Genomic DNA, 18,720 nt, shown 5'->3' on the forward strand with positions numbered 1-18,720 from the left:
GATCACAGCAATGCGCACACCCACGACTTCTCGTCTGGCGATCGGCGCGGCGGCCGTCGGCATCCTTGGTGCGGTGGCCGCATCGACGGTGACGGCCAGCTCGCCGGCAGCCGAAGCTGCACCCGACCCGTGCACGGCTGCCGGGCTGGCCACCACGGCCAGCGGTGTGCTGAGCCAGGCCGGTGGATTCCTCGGTGAGCACCCGGAGGCCAACAACGTGCTGACCTCCGCGGCCACCATGCCCGCGGACCAGGCCAAGTCCTCGGTGCAGGGCTACTTCGTCGGGCACCTCGACCAGTTGACGACCCTGCAGGGTATCGCCCAGCCGCTCACCGACCTGAAGAATCAGTGCGGAATCGCGGTCTCGCCGACCCAGCTGGCCATGCTGCTGGAGACCGTCAGCAAATAGGTCCGCCGTGGGCCTGACGATCAGCGACCGCGAACGCGCCGCGCTGGCCGAGGCGGCCGGGTTCGGCCTGTTCGCCGCCGTCTCCGGGCGCCGGTCGCGGCGGTTCCCGGTCGGCGGTGTCATTCCGGCCGGCGACCTGGCCTTCACCAGCCGTCGGCCCGTACAGCCGCTCTCCGAGGTCGAACGGGCGCTGCTGCTGTCGCTGATGGCCGGTGTCACCGGCTGGCACGACGGCATCGCGCACCACCCCGGTTATGCCCCCGCGCTGCCGAACTACCCCGGCAGCGCCACCGGCCGGGCGGTGCCGTCGGCGGCGGGCTTTCACACCAGTCAGGTGTTCTTCACCGACGACACCGGCTGCTATCTGCTGCCCACCCGCGATCAGCCGCCCCGGGAATTCGACACCCTCGAGGACCGGATCAGCCATACCGCCGATTCCTATGTGCGGCTCTCGGATTCCCGGTTGCAGCTACCTCGCGAAGAGCCCTACATGGAGGGCCACAACACCTGGATCGGCAACCATCCGGGCAGCCTGCTGGCGTTCGCCGTGGCGGATCTGGCCGAGCACCTGCTGGAGAACCTGTGGTTCTTCGCGGCCAACGGGTACCCGATCCGCGATGACATCAACGGCCGCCAAATCCCGGGTGCCCAACCGTTTTCCGGGCTGGCGCACGCCGACGACCCGATACCGTTGTCGTTCGTCGAGCAGTACACCCTGACCGAGGCCAGCGCCGAGCTGTCCATCGCCGCCCACAACGGTGCGCTGGGCCTGCAGGCGATGGGGCTGGGCGGCTGGATCTTCGACGGCCTGGACCGGCTGTCCGTGCTGGGCGGCTCGGGGGATCCGCGGGCGCCCGGCCTGGGTTTCGTCGCCGACACCGACCCGCGCTGGCCGTTCCCGAATGTCACCGGGCTGCCCGGCCACTTCGAGACGCTCAGCCCGCCGCATGTCGCGTCGGTGCCCGATGGCGTGGCCAAGCTGGTGGCCCGAAAGTTCGGCCCCGGCGGGCCGTCGCATCCCGATACGGCGGGTCCGTGGACGGACAGTCCAGGCGTGCGCGGGTCGGCGCTGCCGCCGGACGGCATCGCCGAACTGGTCACCGCCGAGGCGTCCTACATCTACGACACCTTCGGCAAGCTGCCCGGCACCGTGCCGACCGTGCACGTGCTGATGTACCTGCAGGCCCAGCATCTGGACACCGACTTCTACGACGAGTTCTACGGGCCGGGGGCATATCTGCGGACCCACGCCGAACACCAGCAGCGCTGGCACGGCACGTAGTCGCCGTACGATTTTTGGTATGCCCGAGTTATCAGAGCTGCCGGCGGCCGACCGGGAGGCGATCGCCAGGACACTGCTTACGCTGCTGCGGGGATTTCAGGACCGCAATGCCGATGCGTTGCAAGCCGTGTACTCCGACGATGCCGACTGGGTCAATGCGTTCGGCACCGCCAAACGCGGCCGCGGTGAGATCGTCGACCACCTCAGGGGGCTGTTCGCCGATGCGAACTTCAACCGGGGTGTGCTCGCGGGACCGCCGGAAACCAGCTATGCCGGGACGAATCCGGCCGCATCGTGAGCCGGTGGGGACCTCGGCAGGTTCCCGGTCGGTGCGGAAAGAACCTACAGCCAGGTGTCGTCGGTGGTGGCGGTGAGGAACGCCTCCAGGTCGTCGCGCCATTGGGCGGGCGTGGTCTTCTCCGGTTCGATGCCGGTGTAGTCGCCGCGATAGAACAACAGCGGCCGCGGCTTGACCTCCGGCAAGTCCGACAGCGACTGCACCGCGCCGAACACCACGAAGTGGTCGCCGCCGTCGTGCACCGAGGCGACCGTGCAGTCGATGTGGGCCAGGGAGCGGGCCAGGATCGGCGATCCCAACGGCGAGGGTTCCCACTCCACCCCGGCGAACTTGTCCGGCTCGCGGGAACCGAACCGGGCACAGACGTCCTTCTGCTCCTCGGCCAGGATGTTGACGCAGAACTTGCCGCTGGCCTCGATGGCCTGCCAGGACCGCGACATCTTGGTCGGGCAGAACAGCACCAGCGGCGGATCCAGCGACAACGCGGCGAACGACTGGCAGGCGAACCCGATCGGCGCACCGTCGTGGACGGTGGTGATGATGGTGATCCCCGTGCAGAACTGGCCGAGCACGTTGCGGAACGCGCGCGGGTCGATCGGGAGGTCCGCCGGCTGTTCGGAGCTCACTGCCTCACTGCTTCTCTATGCCGACCGTGAAGTCGTGCCCCCACAGGCTGACCGCGGTGCTCTCCCGGGCCACCCAGTCTTCGTCGTCGACTTCCAGTCCTTCGCAACCGAATTCGACCTGGAAACCGCTGGGCGCCTTCATGTAGAACGACAGCATCTTGTCGTTGACGTGTCGGCCCAGGGTGGCGGCCATCGGTACCTTGCGACGGTAGACCCGGTCCAGGCACAGACCCACGTCGTCGGCCTCGCCCACCTCGATCATCAGGTGCACGATGCCGGTCGGGGTGGGCATCGGCAGGAACGCCAGGCTGTGGTGGCGCGGGTTGCAGCCGAAGAACCGCAGCCACGCCGGGTCGCCGTCGGCCGGGCGGCCCACCATCTGCGGAGGCAGCCGCATCGAGTCACGCAACCGGAAGCCGAGCACGTCGCGGTAGAAGTGCAGGGCCTCGTCGTCGTCCTTGGTGGACAGCACGACGTGCCCCAGCCCCTGTTCCCCGGTGACGAACCGGTGCCCGTAGGGGCTGACCACCCGGCGGTGCTGCAGTGCCACCCCGTGGAACACCTCGAGGGTGTTGCCGGACGGGTCGGCGAAGGTGATCATCTCGACGACACGGCGCTCGGCGAGTTCGGCGGCGGTGGCCTCCTTGTACGGGGTGCCCTCGACCTCCAGGCGCTGCCGGATCTCCTGCAGGCCTTCGGCGTTGGCGCATTCCCAGCCCGAGGACAGCAGCCGGTCGGTGTCGCCGGGCACGATCACCAGCCGGGCCGGGAAGTCGTCCATCCGGAGATACAGCGCACCGTCGACCGTGCCTTCGCCCTCGACCATGCCGAGAACCTTCAGTCCGAACTCCCGCCAGGCCGCCATGTCGGTGGCCTGGATTCGCAGATAACCCAGTGAACGGATACTCATCGCGATACCTCCAGCAAGCTCGTCTATGCCCCGGCCAGAACTCGTCTCTATCAGACCATGGTGTCGCCGGGCGGCAACCCGAACTCGTGGTTGCCGAAGATCATGTATGCCCGCTCCGGGTCGTTGGCCGCGTGCACCCGGCCGGCATGCGCGTCCCGCCAGAACCGCTGCACCGGAGCGTCGTTGGACAGTGCGGTGGCGCCGGCCGCCTCGAACAGCCGGTCGATGGAGGCGATGGCCCGGCCGGTGGCGCGGACCTGGTCGCGGCGCGCGCGGGCACGCAGGTCGAACGGGATCTCCTCGCCGGCCGCCAGCAGGGCGTACTCGTCGGCGACGTTGCCGATCAGTTGCCGCCAACCGGCGTCGATGTCACTGGCCGCCTCGGCGATCCGGACCTTGGCGAACGGGTCGTCCTTGGCCTTCTCGCCGGCGAACGCCGCCCGCACCCGCTTGCCCTGGTGCTCGACGTGCGCGTGGTAGGCGCCGTAGGCCATGCCCATGATGGGGGCCGAGATGGTGGTGGGGTGCATGGTGCCCCAGGGCATCTTGTAGACCGGCGCGGTGTTGGTCGCATAACCGCCGGCGGTCTGGTCGTTCATCGCCTTGTAGGACAGGAAGCGGTGCCGCGGCACGAAGACGTCCTTGACCACGACGGTGTTGCTGCCGGTGCCGCGCAGCCCGACCACGTGCCAGACGTCGTCGATGGTGTATTCGGTGCGCGGGATCAAGAAGCTGCCGAAGTCCACCGGCTTGCCGTCCTTGATGACCGGGCCGCCCAGGAACGCCCAGGTGGCGTGGTCACAGCCCGACGACCAGTTCCAGGAGCCGTTGACGATGTAGCCGTCGGCGTTCTCGGTGACCACACCGGCGCCCATCGGGGCGTAGGAGGACGACACCCGCACGTTGGTGTCCTCGCCCCACACCTCTTCCTGGGCTCGCTGGTCGAACAGCGCCAGGTGCCAGTTGTGCACGCCGATGATCGACGCCACCCATCCGGTGGAACCGCAGGCACTGGCGATGCGGCGGACCGCCTCGTAGAACACCGCCGGGTCACACTCCAGGCCGCCCCACTGGGAGGGCTGCAACAGCGTGAAGAATCCGATCTCCTCGAGCGCCTTGATGTTGGCGTCGGGAAGCTTGCGCAGATCCTCGGTCTCCTGGGCGCGCTCGCGCAACTGCGGAAGAAGGTCGTCGATGGCCGCAAGCACCGACTGCGCGTCACGCTGCTGAATGGACGTCACTAGATTGCCTCCCATGGAGTGAGCAGGTATAGCGGCCCGTTTTCTCAACCAGCCTAGAGTGAGATTAGAACACGTTCCGATTTGTGTCGAGTGGGGTGTTCCTGCGGCTGGTAGCGATACCGGACCAGTTTTCTGTAACCTGTTCTAGTTATGACGGAAGGTGAGGGGCGGACTGTGACGGAGACCATTCCGGATGAACCACTCGGCAGTCACGTCCTGGAATTGCAGATCACCGAGGTCGTCGCCGAGACCGAGGACGCGCGTTCGCTGGTATTCGGCGTGCCGGACGGCCCCGACGATCCGGAGATCCCCGCGGAGCGGCTCAAGTACTCGCCGGGCCAGTTTTTGACGCTGCGAATCCCCAGTGAGCGCACCGGCTCGGTGGCGCGTTGCTACTCGCTGTGCAGTTCGCCGTTCACCGACGACGCCCTGACCGTCACCGTGAAGCGGACGGCGGACGGCTACGGGTCCAACTGGTTGTGCGATCACGCCCGTCCCGGGATGCGGGTCCATGTGCTGGCGCCGTCGGGCACCTTCGTGCCCAAGTCCCTGGACACCGATTTCCTGCTGCTGGCGGCCGGCAGCGGGATCACGCCGATGATGGCGATCTGCAAGTCGGCGCTGTCGGAGGGCAGCGGCAAGGTCGTGCTGGTGTACGCCAACCGCGACGAACGGTCGGTGATCTTCGGCGCCGCGCTGCGCGAGCTGGCCGCCAAGTACCCCGACCGGCTCACGGTCGTGCACTGGTTGGAGTCGGTGCAGGGCCTGCCGAGCTCTGCGGCCCTGGCCCAGCTGATCGCCCCCTATACCGACCGCCAGGCCTTCATCTGTGGACCGGGCCCGTTCATGCAGGCCTCGCGGGACGCGCTGGACACGTTGAAGGTCCCGGCCGCCCAGGTGCATCTCGAGGTGTTCAAGTCGCTGGAAAGCGACCCGTTCGCCACGGTCAAGATCACCGAGGCGCCCGAGGGTTCAGCGGCCACCGCACCGGCCACCGTCACCGTCGAATTGGACGGCGAGACCCAGACCCTGGAGTGGCCGCGCCACGTCAAGCTGCTGGACCTGCTGCTCGACAAGGGACTCGACGCACCGTTCTCCTGCCGGGAGGGCCACTGCGGCGCGTGCGCTTGCGTATTGAAGAAAGGCGAGGTCGCCATGGAGGTCAACGATGTGCTGGAACCGCAGGACCTCGACGAGGGGCTGATCCTGGCCTGCCAAGCCCATCCGGAGACGGATTCGGTGGAAGTGACCTACGACGAGTGATCTCGGGTCTAGGTTGGTGCGACATGAAGCGGTTGCTGATGATACCGGCGGCGTTGACGCTGCTGGCCACGCTGGTCCCGCCCTCGATCTCCTCGGCGGCAAGTGACACCAAGACCAGTCTGATGCCGGTCAACGAGTTCGACCAACTGCAGACCCACAGTTGGGTCGACTGCGCAGCCCCGCCCCTGTGTCGTTTCACCGTCGGGGTGCGGCTGCAGACCCCGGAGGGGCTGGCCGGCTTCCCGCCCGACCTGTGGGCCCGGCAGAGCACCGAGATCCGCTCCTCGAAGCGGACCGCATACCTCGATGTGCACACCGACGGCGGCGAGGGCTGGTTCAAGGATCGCGGCGGGCCGGGAACCAAGGTGTTCAAGGACGGCACCGGCGCGGTGATCCAGTCGATGTACTACGGCGAGGGACCGCCGGAGAAGTACCAGACCAACGGCAGCATCGACGTCCTGGAGTACTCCACCGGCCGGCCCAAAACCGACGCCAACGTGATCGTGTGCACCCACGTGCAGGTGACCTACAGCGGAGTCAACCTGACCACGCCGTCCACCTGCGCCCAGACGGTGTTCTGAGTCCGCACCCCGTTCTAAGTCCGCAGCACCGCGAACGTGTGCCCCGGCAACTGTGTCGTCGCCTCGTCGTAGCCGGGTGATCCCCATGCCAGTACCGGCTCGCCGGATACCGGCACGCCCACCGTGGCCTCACCCAGGTTGCAGGCGAGCACCAACCGGCCGCGGCGCATGGCGATCCAGCGGTCGTCCTCGTCGTAGTCGACCGTGAGATGGGGCAGCCAGGGGTCGGCCAGATCGGCTTCGGCGCGCAGCCCGATCAGCTCCCGGTAGACCCCGAGCAGCTGCCGATGGCTGTGCCGGTGGGTCTCGTCCCAGTCCAGCTTGGATCGCCGGAAGGTATCGGGGTCCTGGGGGTCCGGGATCTCGTCGGCATCCCAGCCGTGCTCGGCGAACTCGGCTTTGCGGCCCTCGGCGGTGGCGCGCGCCACCTGTGGGTCCTCATGCGAGGTGAAGAACTGAAACGGGGTCAAGGCACCCCATTCCTCGCCCATGAAAAGCATTGCGGTGTATGGCGACAGCAGCACCAGCGCCGCCTTGATCGCGAGCTGGCCGGCGGTCAGGCGCTGCGAGGGGCGGTCACCGAGTGCCCGGTTGCCGACCTGGTCATGGGTGCAGGTGTATGCCAGCAGCCGGGTGGCCGGAAGCTGCGAGATGGGCAGCGGCCGACCGTGCCGCCGGCGCCGGAACGACGAGTAGGTTGCCGCGTGGAAGAAACCGTTGCGCAGCGTGGTCGCCAGCGTGGCGATACTGCCGAAGTCGGCGTAATAACCCTGTCGCTCTCCGGATACCGCGGTGTGGATGGCGTGGTGGATGTCGTCGTCCCATTGCGCGGTGATCCCGTAACCACCGTCTTCACGGCGGGTGATGGTCCGCGGATCGTTGCGGTCACTTTCGGCGATGAGTGACAGCGGACGACCCAACTGCACTGCGAGCGCGTCGGTTTCGGTGGCCAGTTCCTCGAGAAGGTGGATCGCGGTGGTGTCCGTCAGTGCGTGCACGGCATCGAGTCGCAGCCCGTCGGCGTGGAAGACCCGCATCCATCGCAGCGCGCAGTCGATGATGTAGCGGCGCACTTCGTCGGAGTCGGCGCCGTCGATGTTGATGGCATTGCCCCAGGGGTTGCGTGCCTCCGACAGGTACGGCCCGAAGCGGGGCAGGTAGTTCCCGGAGGGGCCGAGGTGGTTGAAGACGGCGTCGACCAGCACGCCCAGGCCGCGGGCGTGGCAGGCGTCGACGAAGCGTGCCAGCCCGTCCGGGCCGCCGTAGGGTTCGTGCACCGCGTACCACAGCACCCCGTCGTATCCCCAGCCGTGCGTACCGGAGAAGGCGTTGACCGGCATCAGTTCGACGAAGTCGACGCCCAGGTCGACCAGGTGATCCAGCTTCGCGATGGCCGAATCGAAGGTGCCGGCCGGGGTGAAGGCGCCGACGTGCAGTTCGTAGATCACCGCCCCTTCGACCGGTTTCCCGGCCCAGTCGTCGTCGGTCCAAGTCGGGCTGGTCTCGTCCCACAACGCCGAGCGCGCGTGCACGCCGTCGGGCTGGCGGGCCGACCGCGGATCCGGCAACACCACAGGGTCGTCGTCGAGCAGATAGCCGTAGCGGGCATCGGCGGCCACCTCGACCGTCGTCCGCCACCACCCGCGCTCGGCGCGGCTCATCGGGTGGGGCACCCCGTCGACATCGAGGGCGACGCGGGCCGGGGTCGGCGCCCAGACGGCGAAGTCAGTCATCGACACGCTCCAGTAGGGCGACCGGCAGCGTGGCGAACAATTCCGCGGCCGGCGTGGGTCCGCTGTGCTGGAGGCCGGACAGTGCGTCGGCCCACCTGCCCGGCGGGATCGCCACGACGGTATCGCGCCATCCGGTGTCGCGCAGCCGCACGGTCCAGCGGCTCACCGCCACCACCACGTCGTCGCCCCTGGCGAACGCGACCAGATGTTCTGCCGCCGAACCCGACGCCGGGACCGGCTGGTAGCGGCCGTGCAGGAAGGTGTCGGGACGGGCTCGCCGCATCCGCAGTGCCGCGGCGACCACCCGCATCTTCGGGTGCCGCAACGACGCGAGCGCCGCGCGGCGCGCGTGATAGTCGACCGCTCGCCGGTTGTCCGGATCGACCAGGCTGTCCTCCGGCAGTTCGGTGCCCTGATAGACGTCCGGGACGCCGGGAACGGTCAGCGCCAACAGCTTCTGACCCAGCATGTCGCTGTCGACGTGCGGACCCAGTTCGGTCAGGAACTCGGTCAGTTGCTGGGCGATCGGCCCGTCGAGTACGTCGTCGAGCCAACGATGCACCGCGTTCTCGAACTCGCTGTCCGGGTCGTGCCAGGATGTGCGCCGGCCTGCTTCTCGTACCGCTTTCTCAGCGTAGGCGTGCAGTCGCTCGCGCAACGCGGGGGTCGTCTGGCCATCCAGCGGCCAGACACCGAAGATGTTCTGCCACAAGAAGAGCCCGGTCGCCAGGTCGGGCGATGGGAGGACCGCCTCCCAGCGGGCGACGAATTCGGCCCACAGCGACGGCACCTGCGACAGCACGCCGATGCGGGCCCGCACGTCCTCGCCGCGTTTGGTGTCGTGGGTGGACAGCGTGGTCATGGTGTGCGGCCAACAACGAGCCCTGGTGGCGGCCCGGTGATGAAACTCCGCCGCCCCCACGCCGAAACGTTGCGGGTCTCCGCCGACTTCGTTGAGCGACACCAGCCGCGCGTCGCGGTAGAACAGGCAGTCCTCGGCTGCCTTGGCGGTCACCGCCCCGCACAGCTGCTGCAACCGGGTCGAGCACTGCCCGCCGCCGGCGATCGCACCCGCCAGCAGTGCCAGCGGTTCGCCGAGTTCCGGCTTCGCTGCCTGCGTTTCGGCCAACGCCACCGACAGCGTCGCCACCAGGCCGGGATAGTCGCTGCGGTAGACGCCCACCCGGCCCAGCAGTGCCACGATGGCCTCCGGCAGCAGCGGATGGTCCACTCCGGTGGTGCTCACCACGCATCGGCGCAGCCGCCCCAGTTCGCTGCCCAGCGTCTCGGCGGCCGTGATCTCCTTCTGTTCGGCCAGCAGCGTCGGCATCGCCCGATAATCGACGCCGGCGGTCTCCACCAACTCGGTCAACGCCGGCTCGCCATGCGGGTCGATGAACAATCCGCCGATCTCCCGCAGGGCGTCGTAGCCGGTGGAGCCGGCTACCGGCAGGGTCGGCTCGAGCGACTCGTCGACGGCCAGAATCTTCTCGACGACGATCCAGGCATCGGGCCCCACCAGGGCACGCAACCGTTCCAGATACCCGGACGGATCCGACAGCCCGTCCGGGTGATCGACTCGCACGCCGTCGACGAGCCCCTCGCGGAACCAGCGGGACAGCTCGGCATGCCAGGCGTCGAACACCGTCCGATCCTCTTGCCGCAGCCCCGCCAGCGAGGTGATCGAGAAGAAGCGACGGTATCCGCAGGCGCCGTTACGCCACCCGACCAGCCGGTAGTGCTGGCGCTCGTGAACCTGCGCGCCGCTGCCGGTACCGGTGCCGGGCGCGATCGGAAACACCAGATCGCCCAGCCGCAGCAGCTCATCATCGACCGCCAGGTCGGCGACGTCGCCGTCAGATCCCAGCACCGGCAGGATGATCCGGCCGTCACCCAGCTCCCAATCGATGTCGAAGAACACCGAGTACGGCGAGGACCGGCCGTGCTTGAGCACGTCCCACCACCACCGGTTCTGCTCCGGCTTCGCCACCCCGACGTGATTGGGCACGATGTCGACGACCAGACCGATTCCGCGGGCACGCGCGGCCGCCGACAGCCGCGCCAACCCCTGCGCACCGCCGAGTTCGGCAGACACCGTGGTCGGATCGACGACGTCGTAGCCGTGCGCCGAGCCGCCTACCGCGGTCATGACCGGTGACAGGTAAAGGTGCGAGACGCCCAGGTCGTCGAAGTAGTCGAGCAGCCGTTCGGCGTCGGCGAAGGTGAACGCGAATCCGCTTTCCGGGCCGCGCAGCTGCAACCGGTAGGTGGACAGCACCGGCCGCGTCATCGCCTCAGCGCACCTTCCGCAGGACGAGCAGTGAACGCCCCGCAACGGGCAGCGCAGTTGTTGCCGGAACCACCCGCTCCTCGGTTGCCGCCGTCTCGGCGGTGTCCAGTTCGACGCTCCACTCCTGGGCGTAGTCCCCGCCGGGAACCGCGAACTCGACCTCTTCCTGGTGGGCGTTGAAGCACAGCAGGAACGAATCGTCCACGATCCGCTGACCGCGCACGTCGGGCTCGCGGATCGCCTCGCCGTTGAGAAACACCATGATGCATTTGTCGAATCCGCTGTCCCAGTCGTCTTGGTTCATCTCCTGCCCAGCGGGGGTGAACCACGCGATGTCGCCGACCTCGTCGCCGTGGCGCACCGGAAGGCCCTCGAAGAAGCGGCGCCGGCGAAACACCGGATGGTCCTTGCGAAGCTGTGTCACCCGGCGGGTGAAGTCCAGCAGGTCGGCATTGGTCTGGGCCAGTGACCAATCCATCCAGGCGAGTTCGGAGTCCTGACAGTAGGCGTTGTTGTTGCCGTGCTGGGTGCGGCCCATCTCGTCCCCGTGCGCGATCATCGGTGTGCCTTGCGACAGCAACAGGGTCGCCATGATGTTGCGCATCTGGCGGGCCCGCAGCGCCAGGATGTCCGGGTCGTCGGTGGGGCCTTCGACACCGCAGTTCCACGACCGGTTGTGGCTCTCGCCGTCGGTGTTGTCGTCGCCGTTGGCCTCGTTGTGTTTCTCGTTGTAGGAGACCAGGTCGTGCAGGGTGAAGCCGTCGTGGGCGACGACGAAGTTGATGCTGGCGCCGGGCCGGCGCCCGGTGGCCTCGTAGAGGTCCGACGACCCGGTGAGCCGGGAGGCGAACTCGCCCAGCGTCTCCGGCTCACCGCGCCAGAAGTCACGCACGGTGTCCCGGTACTTCCCGTTCCATTCGGTCCACAGGCCGGGAAAGTTCCCGACCTGGTAGCCGCCTTCGCCGACATCCCACGGTTCGGCGATCAGCTTGACCTGGCTGACCACCGGATCCTGCTGGATCAGGTCGAAGAAGGCCGAGAGGCGGTCGACGTCATAAAATTCGCGGGCCAGCGTCGATGCCAGGTCGAACCGGAACCCGTCGACGTGCATCTCGGTCACCCAGTAGCGCAGCGAGTCCATGATCAGCTGCAGCGCATGCGGATTGCGCGCGTTGAGGCTGTTGCCGGTACCGGTGTAATCCATGTAGAGACTGCGGTCCTCATCGACGAGCCGGTAGTAGGCGGCGTTGTCGATTCCCCGGAAGTTGATGGTCGGGCCGAGATGGTTGCCCTCGGCCGTGTGGTTGTAGACCACGTCGAGGATTACCTCGATACCGGCCTCGTGGAAGGTGCGCACCATGGTCTTGAACTCCGCGACCGCTGCGCCCGGCGTCCGGTTCGCCGCGTACCGGCTGTGCGGGGCGAAGAACCCGAAAGTGTTGTAGCCCCAGTAGTTCCGCAGGCCCAGCTGCAGCAGCCGGTCATCGTGCATGAACTGGTGCACCGGCATCAGCTCGACGGCCGTGACGTTGAGTGCCTTGAGGTGGTCGATCACGACCGGGTGGGCCAGCCCCGCATAGGTGCCGCGCAATTCCTCCGGGATGTCCGGGTGGGTCTGTGTCATGCCTTTCACATGGGTCTCGTAGATGATCGTTTCGTGGTAGGGCGTCTTCGGTGGCCGGTCGGACGCCCAGTCGAAGTACGGGTTGATCACCACACTGGTCATGGTGTGGCCGAGTGAATCGACCCTCGGCAGGGTTTCGGCGCGCGCCGCGTCGCCGCCGGCGGTCATGTCGTAGGAGAACAGCGGCTGTCCGAAGTCGAAGTCCCCGGCGAACGCCCGTCCATACGGATCCAGCAACAGCTTGCTGGAATCACAACGGTGGCCGTCCGCCGGACGGAACGGGCCGTGCACCCGGAAGCCGTAATGCTGCCCCGGCGACACCGTCGGCAGGTAGGCGTGCCAGACGTAGCCGTCCACCTCCTCGAGCGGGATGCAGGCCTGCTCGCCGTTCTCGTCGATCAGGCACAACTCCACCCCCTCGGCGATCTCGGAGAACAGCGCGAAGTTGGTTCCGCCGCCGTCGTAGCCGGCTCCGAGCGGGGCGCTGCTGCCGGGCCAGACGGTCGGTGACACCGACGGTTTCTCAGCTGAATCCGTGACGGCGGTGACCTTCCTCTCCGGATCTCGGGTAATGCCCATATTCACCCAATCTCGTCAGGCCGTTCGCTTCCGCGACACCTCGGTCGTGGCTACCCGCCTGCCCGGTGGCCAAACTCTCGCCGGCTACGACACTACGGTCACCGCGCGGTCGTCGCTCACCTTGTTGAAAGGATCCCGCCGCGGGTATAGCCGTTGGCGTGGTGCCTGAAGACCTGCGCCGGCTGGCGGCCGCACACGGCGTGGCGACCTGCTATCGCAATGAGCGGCGCGAGCTGGTGCAGGTCGACGCCGACGTGGTGATCCGGATACTTCGCCTGCTGGAGGTCGAGGCGGGCAACGAGACCGACCGGCGCCGCGAGTTGGTCGGGCTGAACGAACACGACCGCGCCGCACCCCCCACGGTGGCGGTGCGGACGGCCGGTCGTGCGCAGCCGATGCCCGGGGCCATCCAGCTGGTGAGCGAGGACGGCGAACGCCGGACGGTGCGCGATGAACTGCCCGCCGATCTGTCGCCGGGCTGGTATGAGCTTGCGCTGCGCGACGGCCGGCAGGTCACACTGGTCGCGGCTCCCCCGCAGGCGCCGGCGGCACCGGCCACCTGGGGATGGATGCTGCAGCTCTACGCGCTGCGATCTGCCCGGTCGTGGGGTGTCGGCGACCTGTCGGACCTGCGGGACTGGGTGCGCTGGACCGCCGGTGAGCACGCGGCCGGGGCGGTGTTGCTCAACCCGCTGCACGCCCCGGGGCCCACCCATCCGGTGCAGGCCTCGCCGTACACGCCGTCGAGCCGGCGGTTCGCCAACCCGCTGGCATTGTGCGTCTCCGACCTCGCGGCCTATCACCGTGCCGACCCGGACACCCGGGCCGAAGTCGATGCGCTGCGGGTCGCGGCCGACCCGGCGCGGATCGACTACGACCTGGTCTGGGCGGCCAAACGGGCCGCCCTGGAGTCGCTCTGGCGCGCTGACGGCCGCCCCTCCCCGCTGGACGAGTCCCCCGCGAACACGGCGTTGCGTGACTGGGCGACCTACTGCGCGCTGGCCGAGCGCCACGGCGGCAGCTGGTCGAGGTGGCCTGCGCCGCTGCAGGACGCCGCCGGTACCGCGGTGGCCGCGGCGCGCCGGGAGCTCGCACCGCGGATCGCATTTCACGCCTGGGTGCAGCAGTGCTGCGACGAACAACTGGGGACGGTTCAGCGCGCCGCCGCGGACTCGGGCATGGCGCTGGGGGTGCTGCACGACCTGGCGGTCGGCGTCGACGCCGACGGCGCCGATGCCTGGGCGCTGGCCGACGTGCTGGCCGGTGCCGCCAGCGTCGGGGCGCCCCCGGACACGTTCAGCCCGCACGGTCAGGACTGGCGGCTACCGCCGTGGCGACCGGACCGGTTGGCCGCCACCGGCTACACCGCGATGCGCGACATGCTGCGTGCCGTGCTCGCCCACGCCGACGGGGTCCGGATCGATCACGTCGCCGGGTTGTGGCGGCTGTGGTGGATCCCGCCCGGGGAAAGCCCGGATCGCGGCACCTACGTCCACTACGACGCCGACGTCATGCTGGCGGTGCTGGCGCTGGAGGCCCACCGCGCCGATGCCGTCGTCATCGGCGAAGATCTGGGCACTGTCGAACCGGAGGTCACCCGGGCGCTGGCCGGCAACGGCATGCTGGGCTGCGCGGTCTCCTGGTTCACCCGCGACGAGTCGGCACCCGGCCGGCCGTTGCTGCCGCCGGCGCAGTGGCCGGAGCGGGTGGCCGCCAGCATCTCCACCCACGATCTGCCCACCGCGGCGGGGTTCCTGCGTGCCGAGCACGTCCGGGCCCGCGCCGAGCGGGGCCTGCTCGACGACGCGGCGGCCGCGCAAGCCGCAGCCGAGCGGGAACGAGCCGAATGGCTGGCGCTGCTGCGTTCCGAAGGGCTACTGGCACCCGGAAGCGATGCCGATGAGCCGGAGATCATCGAGGCCATGCACCGCTTGCTGGCCGCCACCCCGAGCCGGCTGAAACTCATCTCCCCCTACGACGTGTTGGCCGAGCCCCGCCAACCCAATCTGCCCGGCACCGTCGACGAATACCCGAACTGGCGGCTCCCGCTGCGCGAGCCTCTCGAGCGGCTGCGCACCGACCCCAGAATCGCCCGGACCGCGGCATTGTTCTCCGACGGCCGGGTGCCCCGGGCCGGCGGAATTCACGATCCCCCGGATGGCAGGTAATCGCGGCGCGAATCGGGTACATGTCGAAATATGGCCACCGACGTTGACGACGAGTTCGGTCAGGACCTGCCAGACCCCGCAGCGGGCAGCCATGTCGAACACGGTCTCGTGGAGCATCCGACCGCCGACGATTTCGGTGATGCCGCGGCACTGCCTGCCGATCCCGTCTGGTTCAAGCGCGCGGTGTTCTACGAGGTGCTGGTCCGGGCGTTCTACGACTCCAACGGCGACGGCATCGGCGACCTGCGCGGTCTGACCGAGCGACTGGACTACCTGCAGTGGCTCGGCGTCGACTGTTTGTGGCTGCCACCGTTCTACGATTCGCCGTTGCGCGACGGTGGTTATGACATCCGCGACTTCTACAAGGTGTTGCCGGAGTTCGGCACCGTCGACGATTTCGTCGAACTGCTCGATGCGGCACATCGGCGCGGCATCCGGGTCATCACCGACCTGGTGATGAACCACACCTCCGACAGCCACCCCTGGTTTCAGCAGTCACGGCATGACCCGGACGGCCCCCACGGCGACTTCTACGTGTGGAGTGACACCAGCGAACGCTACGCCGACGCCCGAATCATCTTCGTCGACACCGAGGAGTCCAACTGGACGTTCGACGCGGTGCGCAAGCAGTTCTACTGGCACCGGTTCTTCTCCCACCAGCCCGACCTGAACTACGAGAACCCGGCCGTGCAGGAAGCGATGATCGACGTGCTGCGGTTCTGGCTGAACCTCGGCATCGACGGTTTTCGGCTGGATGCGGTGCCCTACCTATTCGAACGGGAGGGCACCAACTGCGAAAACCTCCCCGAGACACACGCGTTCCTGAAACGCTGCCGCCAGGTGGTCGACGAGGAGTTCCCCGGCAGGGTGCTGCTGGCCGAGGCGAATCAGTGGCCCAGTGACGTCGTCGAATATTTCGGTGATCCCGAGACCGGCGGCGACGAGTGCCACATGGCCTTCCATTTCCCGTTGATGCCACGAATCTTCATGGCGGTGCGCCGTGAATCTCGCTTTCCGATCTCGGAGATCCTGGCGCAGACACCGTCGATCCCGCAGCTGGCGCAGTGGGGCATCTTCCTGCGCAACCACGATGAGCTGACCTTGGAGATGGTCACCGACGACGAGCGCGATTACATGTACGCCGAATACGCGAAAGACCCCAGGATGAAAGCGAATGTGGGGATCCGGCGGCGGCTGGCACCACTGCTGGACAACGACCGCAACCAGATCGAGCTGTTCACCGCATTGTTGCTGTCACTGCCGGGCTCACCCATCCTCTACTACGGCGACGAGATCGGGATGGGCGACATCATCTGGCTCGGCGACCGCGACGCGGTGCGAACCCCGATGCAGTGGACCCCCGACCGTAATGCCGGTTTCTCCACCGCCAACCCCGGCCGGCTCTACCTGCCGCCGATTCAAGACGCGGTCTACGGCCACCAGTCGGTCAACGTCGAAGCGCAGCGCGACACCTCCACATCATTGCTGAACTGGACCCGCACCATGCTCGCCATCCGGCGCCGCTACGACGCGTTCGCCCTCGGGGGGTTCCGGGAACTGGGCGGGTCCAACCCGTCGGTGCTGGCGTATGTGCGCGAGATGTCCGAGGGCGACACCGTCCTGTGCGTCAACAACCTGTCGCGGTTTCCCCAGCCGATCGAACTGAATCTGCAGCACTGGGATGGCCACACGCCGGTAGAACTGACCGGGTCCGTGGAGTTTCCGCCGATCGGAAGACTTCCGTATCTGCTCACGTTGCCCGGGCATGGCTTCTACTGGTTTCAGCTGTGCGAGCCGAAGGAGGACCTGTCATGACCGGTGGCACCGGCGAGCCGGCGGGCCTGCCGTGGGCGGAATGGCTGCCGACCCGGCGCTGGTACGCCGGGCGCAACCGGGAGCTGACCGCAGCGCAGCCCGCCCTGGTGGTGCGGTTGGACGACGGAGTGGACCTGGTGTTGCTCGATGTCGCCTACCGCGACGGCGCCGCCGAGCGTTACCAGGTGATGGTCAGCTGGGACGTCGAGTTACCGCCGGAGTATGCCCAGATCGCGATGATCGGAACCCATCGCGGGCACACCGCCTACGACGCGTTGTATGACGCCGCGGCGGTCAGACTTCTATTGGCGCTGATCGATTCGTCGGCCGCCCGGGGCGAGGTCACGTTCACCCCGCAGGAGGGGGTGTCGCTGCCCGTCCGGGCGGACTCTCGCGTATCGGAGGCCGAGCAGAGCAACACCAGCGTGATCGTGCAGGAGGAAGCGGTCCTCAAGGTGTTCCGGCGGTTGAAGGGCGGCATCAATCCCGACATCGAGTTGAATGCGGCGCTGGGCCGGGCAGCCAATCCGCACGTGCCCCGCTTGCTGGGCTGCTACCAGATCGAGTCGTCCGGCGAGTCCGGCGCGGTGCCCTACGCGTTGGGCATGGTCAGCGAGTACGCGGTGAACTCGGCCGAGGGTTGGGCGATGGCGACCGCCAGTGTGCGTGACCTTTTCGCCGAAGCGGATCTGTACGCCCACGAAGTGGGCGGCGATTTCGCCGGCGAGTCCTACCGACTCGGTGAAGCCGTCGCCTCGGTGCACCGAACGCTCGCCGACAGCTTGGGGACATCGCAAGCGGAGTTTCCGGCGGAGGCCTTGCTGTCGCGGTTGTCGGAGACGGCGGAGCTGGTACCAGAGGTGCACCCGCACGTTGCAGCCATCCAACAGCGCTTCCAGGCACTGGCCGGACAGCCGATCACGGTGCAGCGAGTCCACGGTGACCTGCATCTGGGCCAGGTGCTGCGCACCCCCAACGGTTGGCTGCTGATCGATTTCGAAGGCGAACCCGGCGCCCCGTTGCCGGAACGGCGGAGGCCGGACTCGCCGCTGCGGGATGTCGCGGGTGTGCTGCGGTCCTACGACTACGCCGCGTACGGGAAACTGGCCGACCTGTCGCGCGACGGGCAGGACCGGCAATTGGCCACCCGTGCCCGCGAGTGGCTGGACCGCTGCCGCAGCGCCTTCTGCGAGGGCTACGGAGCGGAATCGGGTGCCGATCCTCGGGATTCAGCGGCGCTGCTCGCCGCCTACGAGGTGGACAAGGCGGTCTATGAGGCCGGCTATGAGGCCCGGCACCGACCCGGTTGGCTGCCGATTCCGCTGCGGGCGCTGACCCGCCTGACCCAACCGTGATCAGCCCGGTGTCACTCGGCGGGTTCCAGCCATAGTGCCGACAGCGGGGGCAGCACCAGCACCGCGGAAGCCGGCCGGCCGTGGCGGGCCTCCTCGACGGCCTCCACCCCGCCGAGGTTGCCTGCGCCGCCGCCGTGGTACTCGACGGCATCGGTGTTGAGCACCTCGCGCCACCGGCCGGCGAGCGGTAGGCCGAGGTGATAGTCGGTGTGTTCGACGCCGGAGAAGTTGAACACGCATGCCAGCACCGATCCGTCCCTTGCGTAGCGAAGGAAGCTCAGCACGTTGCTGGTGGAGTCGTTGGCGTCGATCCAGGAATAGCCCGCCGGGTTGATGTCGGCACTCCACAACGCGGGCCGGCTTCGGTAGACGGCGTTGAGATCGCCTGTCAGGCGGAGGATTCCGGCCGAGAAGCCGCTGTCCTGTCGTTCCGGGTCGAGTTGAAACCAGTCCAGTCCCCGCTCCTCGGACCACTCGCCGCGTTGGCCGAATTCCTGGCCCATGAACAGCAACTGCTTGCCCGGGTGCGCCCACTGGTAGGCCAGC

General features: G+C 68.0%; 15 protein-coding genes. 8 read left to right on the forward strand and 7 right to left on the reverse strand.

What is annotated here, in order from left to right:
• Positions 1 to 10: 10 nt before the first annotated feature.
• From AWC24_RS03675 to AWC24_RS03685, 3 genes are read left to right on the forward strand one after another with little or no spacing between them, the layout of a single operon-like run.
• Complete coding sequence (locus AWC24_RS03675) at positions 11 to 409, forward strand: heme-binding protein (RefSeq protein WP_085082178.1); 399 nt, start codon at positions 11 to 13, stop codon at positions 407 to 409.
• A gap of 7 nt (positions 410 to 416) precedes the next feature.
• Positions 417 to 1,691, forward strand: coding sequence for a hypothetical protein (locus AWC24_RS03680; RefSeq protein ID WP_085082180.1), 1,275 nt, complete (start codon positions 417 to 419; stop codon positions 1,689 to 1,691).
• A 19-nt stretch (positions 1,692 to 1,710) separates the two neighbouring features.
• Positions 1,711 to 1,989, forward strand: coding sequence for a YybH family protein (locus AWC24_RS03685; RefSeq protein ID WP_085082182.1), 279 nt, complete (start codon positions 1,711 to 1,713; stop codon positions 1,987 to 1,989).
• A gap of 44 nt (positions 1,990 to 2,033) precedes the next feature.
• Here AWC24_RS03685 and hsaB read toward each other — a convergent pair whose 3' ends face one another.
• From hsaB to hsaA, 3 genes are read right to left on the reverse strand one after another with little or no spacing between them, the layout of a single operon-like run.
• The gene (gene hsaB / locus AWC24_RS03690; RefSeq protein ID WP_174813682.1) at positions 2,034 to 2,585 is read right to left on the reverse strand and encodes a 3-hydroxy-9,10-secoandrosta-1,3,5(10)-triene-9,17-dione monooxygenase reductase subunit; all 552 of its coding nucleotides are present in this window, start codon (positions 2,583 to 2,585) and stop codon (positions 2,034 to 2,036) included.
• A 34-nt stretch (positions 2,586 to 2,619) separates the two neighbouring features.
• A complete protein-coding gene (hsaC, locus tag AWC24_RS03695) occupies positions 2,620 to 3,525 on the reverse strand; it encodes an iron-dependent extradiol dioxygenase HsaC (RefSeq protein WP_085082186.1) in 906 nt (301 codons plus the stop codon).
• A 50-nt stretch (positions 3,526 to 3,575) separates the two neighbouring features.
• Positions 3,576 to 4,766, reverse strand: coding sequence for a 3-hydroxy-9,10-secoandrosta-1,3,5(10)-triene-9,17-dione monooxygenase oxygenase subunit (gene hsaA, locus AWC24_RS03700; RefSeq protein ID WP_085082188.1), 1,191 nt, complete (start codon positions 4,764 to 4,766; stop codon positions 3,576 to 3,578).
• Between the two features lie 174 nt (positions 4,767 to 4,940).
• On the opposite strand from hsaA, the gene AWC24_RS03705 reads away from it, so the two are divergent.
• Positions 4,941 to 6,029 carry a ferredoxin--NADP reductase gene (locus tag AWC24_RS03705; RefSeq protein ID WP_109560315.1) on the forward strand — a complete coding sequence of 363 codons (1,089 nt, stop codon included), beginning with the start codon at positions 4,941 to 4,943 and terminating at the stop codon, positions 6,027 to 6,029.
• A 23-nt stretch (positions 6,030 to 6,052) separates the two neighbouring features.
• Positions 6,053 to 6,610: a hypothetical protein gene (locus AWC24_RS03710; protein ID WP_085082192.1), complete on the forward strand. Its 558-nt coding sequence runs from the start codon at positions 6,053 to 6,055 to the stop codon at positions 6,608 to 6,610.
• A gap of 14 nt (positions 6,611 to 6,624) precedes the next feature.
• Here AWC24_RS03710 and treZ read toward each other — a convergent pair whose 3' ends face one another.
• Genes treZ through glgX form a run of 3 tightly spaced genes read right to left on the reverse strand, consistent with a single transcriptional unit; the run spans position 6,625 to position 12,836 of the window.
• Entirely contained in the window at positions 6,625 to 8,343 is a 1,719-nt protein-coding gene (treZ, locus tag AWC24_RS03715; RefSeq protein WP_085082217.1) for a malto-oligosyltrehalose trehalohydrolase, read from the reverse strand.
• On the reverse strand, positions 8,336 to 10,633 hold the full coding sequence (gene treY / locus AWC24_RS03720) for a malto-oligosyltrehalose synthase (RefSeq protein ID WP_085082194.1): 2,298 nt from the start codon (positions 10,631 to 10,633) through the stop codon (positions 8,336 to 8,338). Before treY ends, treZ begins: the two co-directional genes overlap by 8 nt.
• A 4-nt stretch (positions 10,634 to 10,637) precedes the next feature.
• Complete coding sequence (glgX, locus tag AWC24_RS03725) at positions 10,638 to 12,836, reverse strand: glycogen debranching protein GlgX (protein ID WP_085082196.1); 2,199 nt, start codon at positions 12,834 to 12,836, stop codon at positions 10,638 to 10,640.
• A gap of 158 nt (positions 12,837 to 12,994) precedes the next feature.
• On the opposite strand from glgX, the gene malQ reads away from it, so the two are divergent.
• From malQ to AWC24_RS03740, 3 genes are read left to right on the forward strand one after another with little or no spacing between them, the layout of a single operon-like run.
• Positions 12,995 to 15,004, forward strand: coding sequence for a 4-alpha-glucanotransferase (gene malQ, locus AWC24_RS03730; RefSeq protein WP_085082198.1), 2,010 nt, complete (start codon positions 12,995 to 12,997; stop codon positions 15,002 to 15,004).
• Positions 15,005 to 15,034: 30 nt separating this feature from the next.
• Positions 15,035 to 16,819: a maltose alpha-D-glucosyltransferase gene (gene treS / locus AWC24_RS03735; RefSeq protein ID WP_085082199.1), complete on the forward strand. Its 1,785-nt coding sequence runs from the start codon at positions 15,035 to 15,037 to the stop codon at positions 16,817 to 16,819.
• A complete protein-coding gene (locus AWC24_RS03740; RefSeq protein ID WP_085082201.1) occupies positions 16,816 to 18,174 on the forward strand; it encodes a maltokinase N-terminal cap-like domain-containing protein in 1,359 nt (452 codons plus the stop codon). The genes treS and AWC24_RS03740 overlap by 4 nt, the downstream gene beginning before the upstream one ends.
• Positions 18,175 to 18,185: 11 nt before the next feature.
• Here AWC24_RS03740 and AWC24_RS03745 read toward each other — a convergent pair.
• The coding region (locus AWC24_RS03745) for an alpha amylase C-terminal domain-containing protein (RefSeq protein ID WP_207568300.1) at positions 18,186 to 18,720 on the reverse strand (535 nt) is incomplete at its 5' end.

This window comes from Mycolicibacter senuensis (assembly GCF_002101885.1).
Lineage (GTDB): Bacteria > Actinomycetota > Actinomycetes > Mycobacteriales > Mycobacteriaceae > Mycobacterium > Mycobacterium senuense.

Coding starts and splice junctions, on each gene's coding strand:
- treS (WP_085082199.1), top strand. CDS start 15,035: ATGGCCACCGACGTTGACGACGAGTTCGGTCAGGACCTGCCAGACCCC.
- treZ (WP_085082217.1), bottom strand. CDS start 8,343: ATGACTGACTTCGCCGTCTGGGCGCCGACCCCGGCCCGCGTCGCCCTC.
- AWC24_RS03740 (WP_085082201.1), top strand. CDS start 16,816: ATGACCGGTGGCACCGGCGAGCCGGCGGGCCTGCCGTGGGCGGAATGG.
- AWC24_RS03710 (WP_085082192.1), top strand. CDS start 6,053: ATGAAGCGGTTGCTGATGATACCGGCGGCGTTGACGCTGCTGGCCACG.
- treY (WP_085082194.1), bottom strand. CDS start 10,633: ATGACGCGGCCGGTGCTGTCCACCTACCGGTTGCAGCTGCGCGGCCCG.
- AWC24_RS03675 (WP_085082178.1), top strand. CDS start 11: ATGCGCACACCCACGACTTCTCGTCTGGCGATCGGCGCGGCGGCCGTC.
- hsaC (WP_085082186.1), bottom strand. CDS start 3,525: ATGAGTATCCGTTCACTGGGTTATCTGCGAATCCAGGCCACCGACATG.
- glgX (WP_085082196.1), bottom strand. CDS start 12,836: ATGGGCATTACCCGAGATCCGGAGAGGAAGGTCACCGCCGTCACGGAT.
- AWC24_RS03685 (WP_085082182.1), top strand. CDS start 1,711: ATGCCCGAGTTATCAGAGCTGCCGGCGGCCGACCGGGAGGCGATCGCC.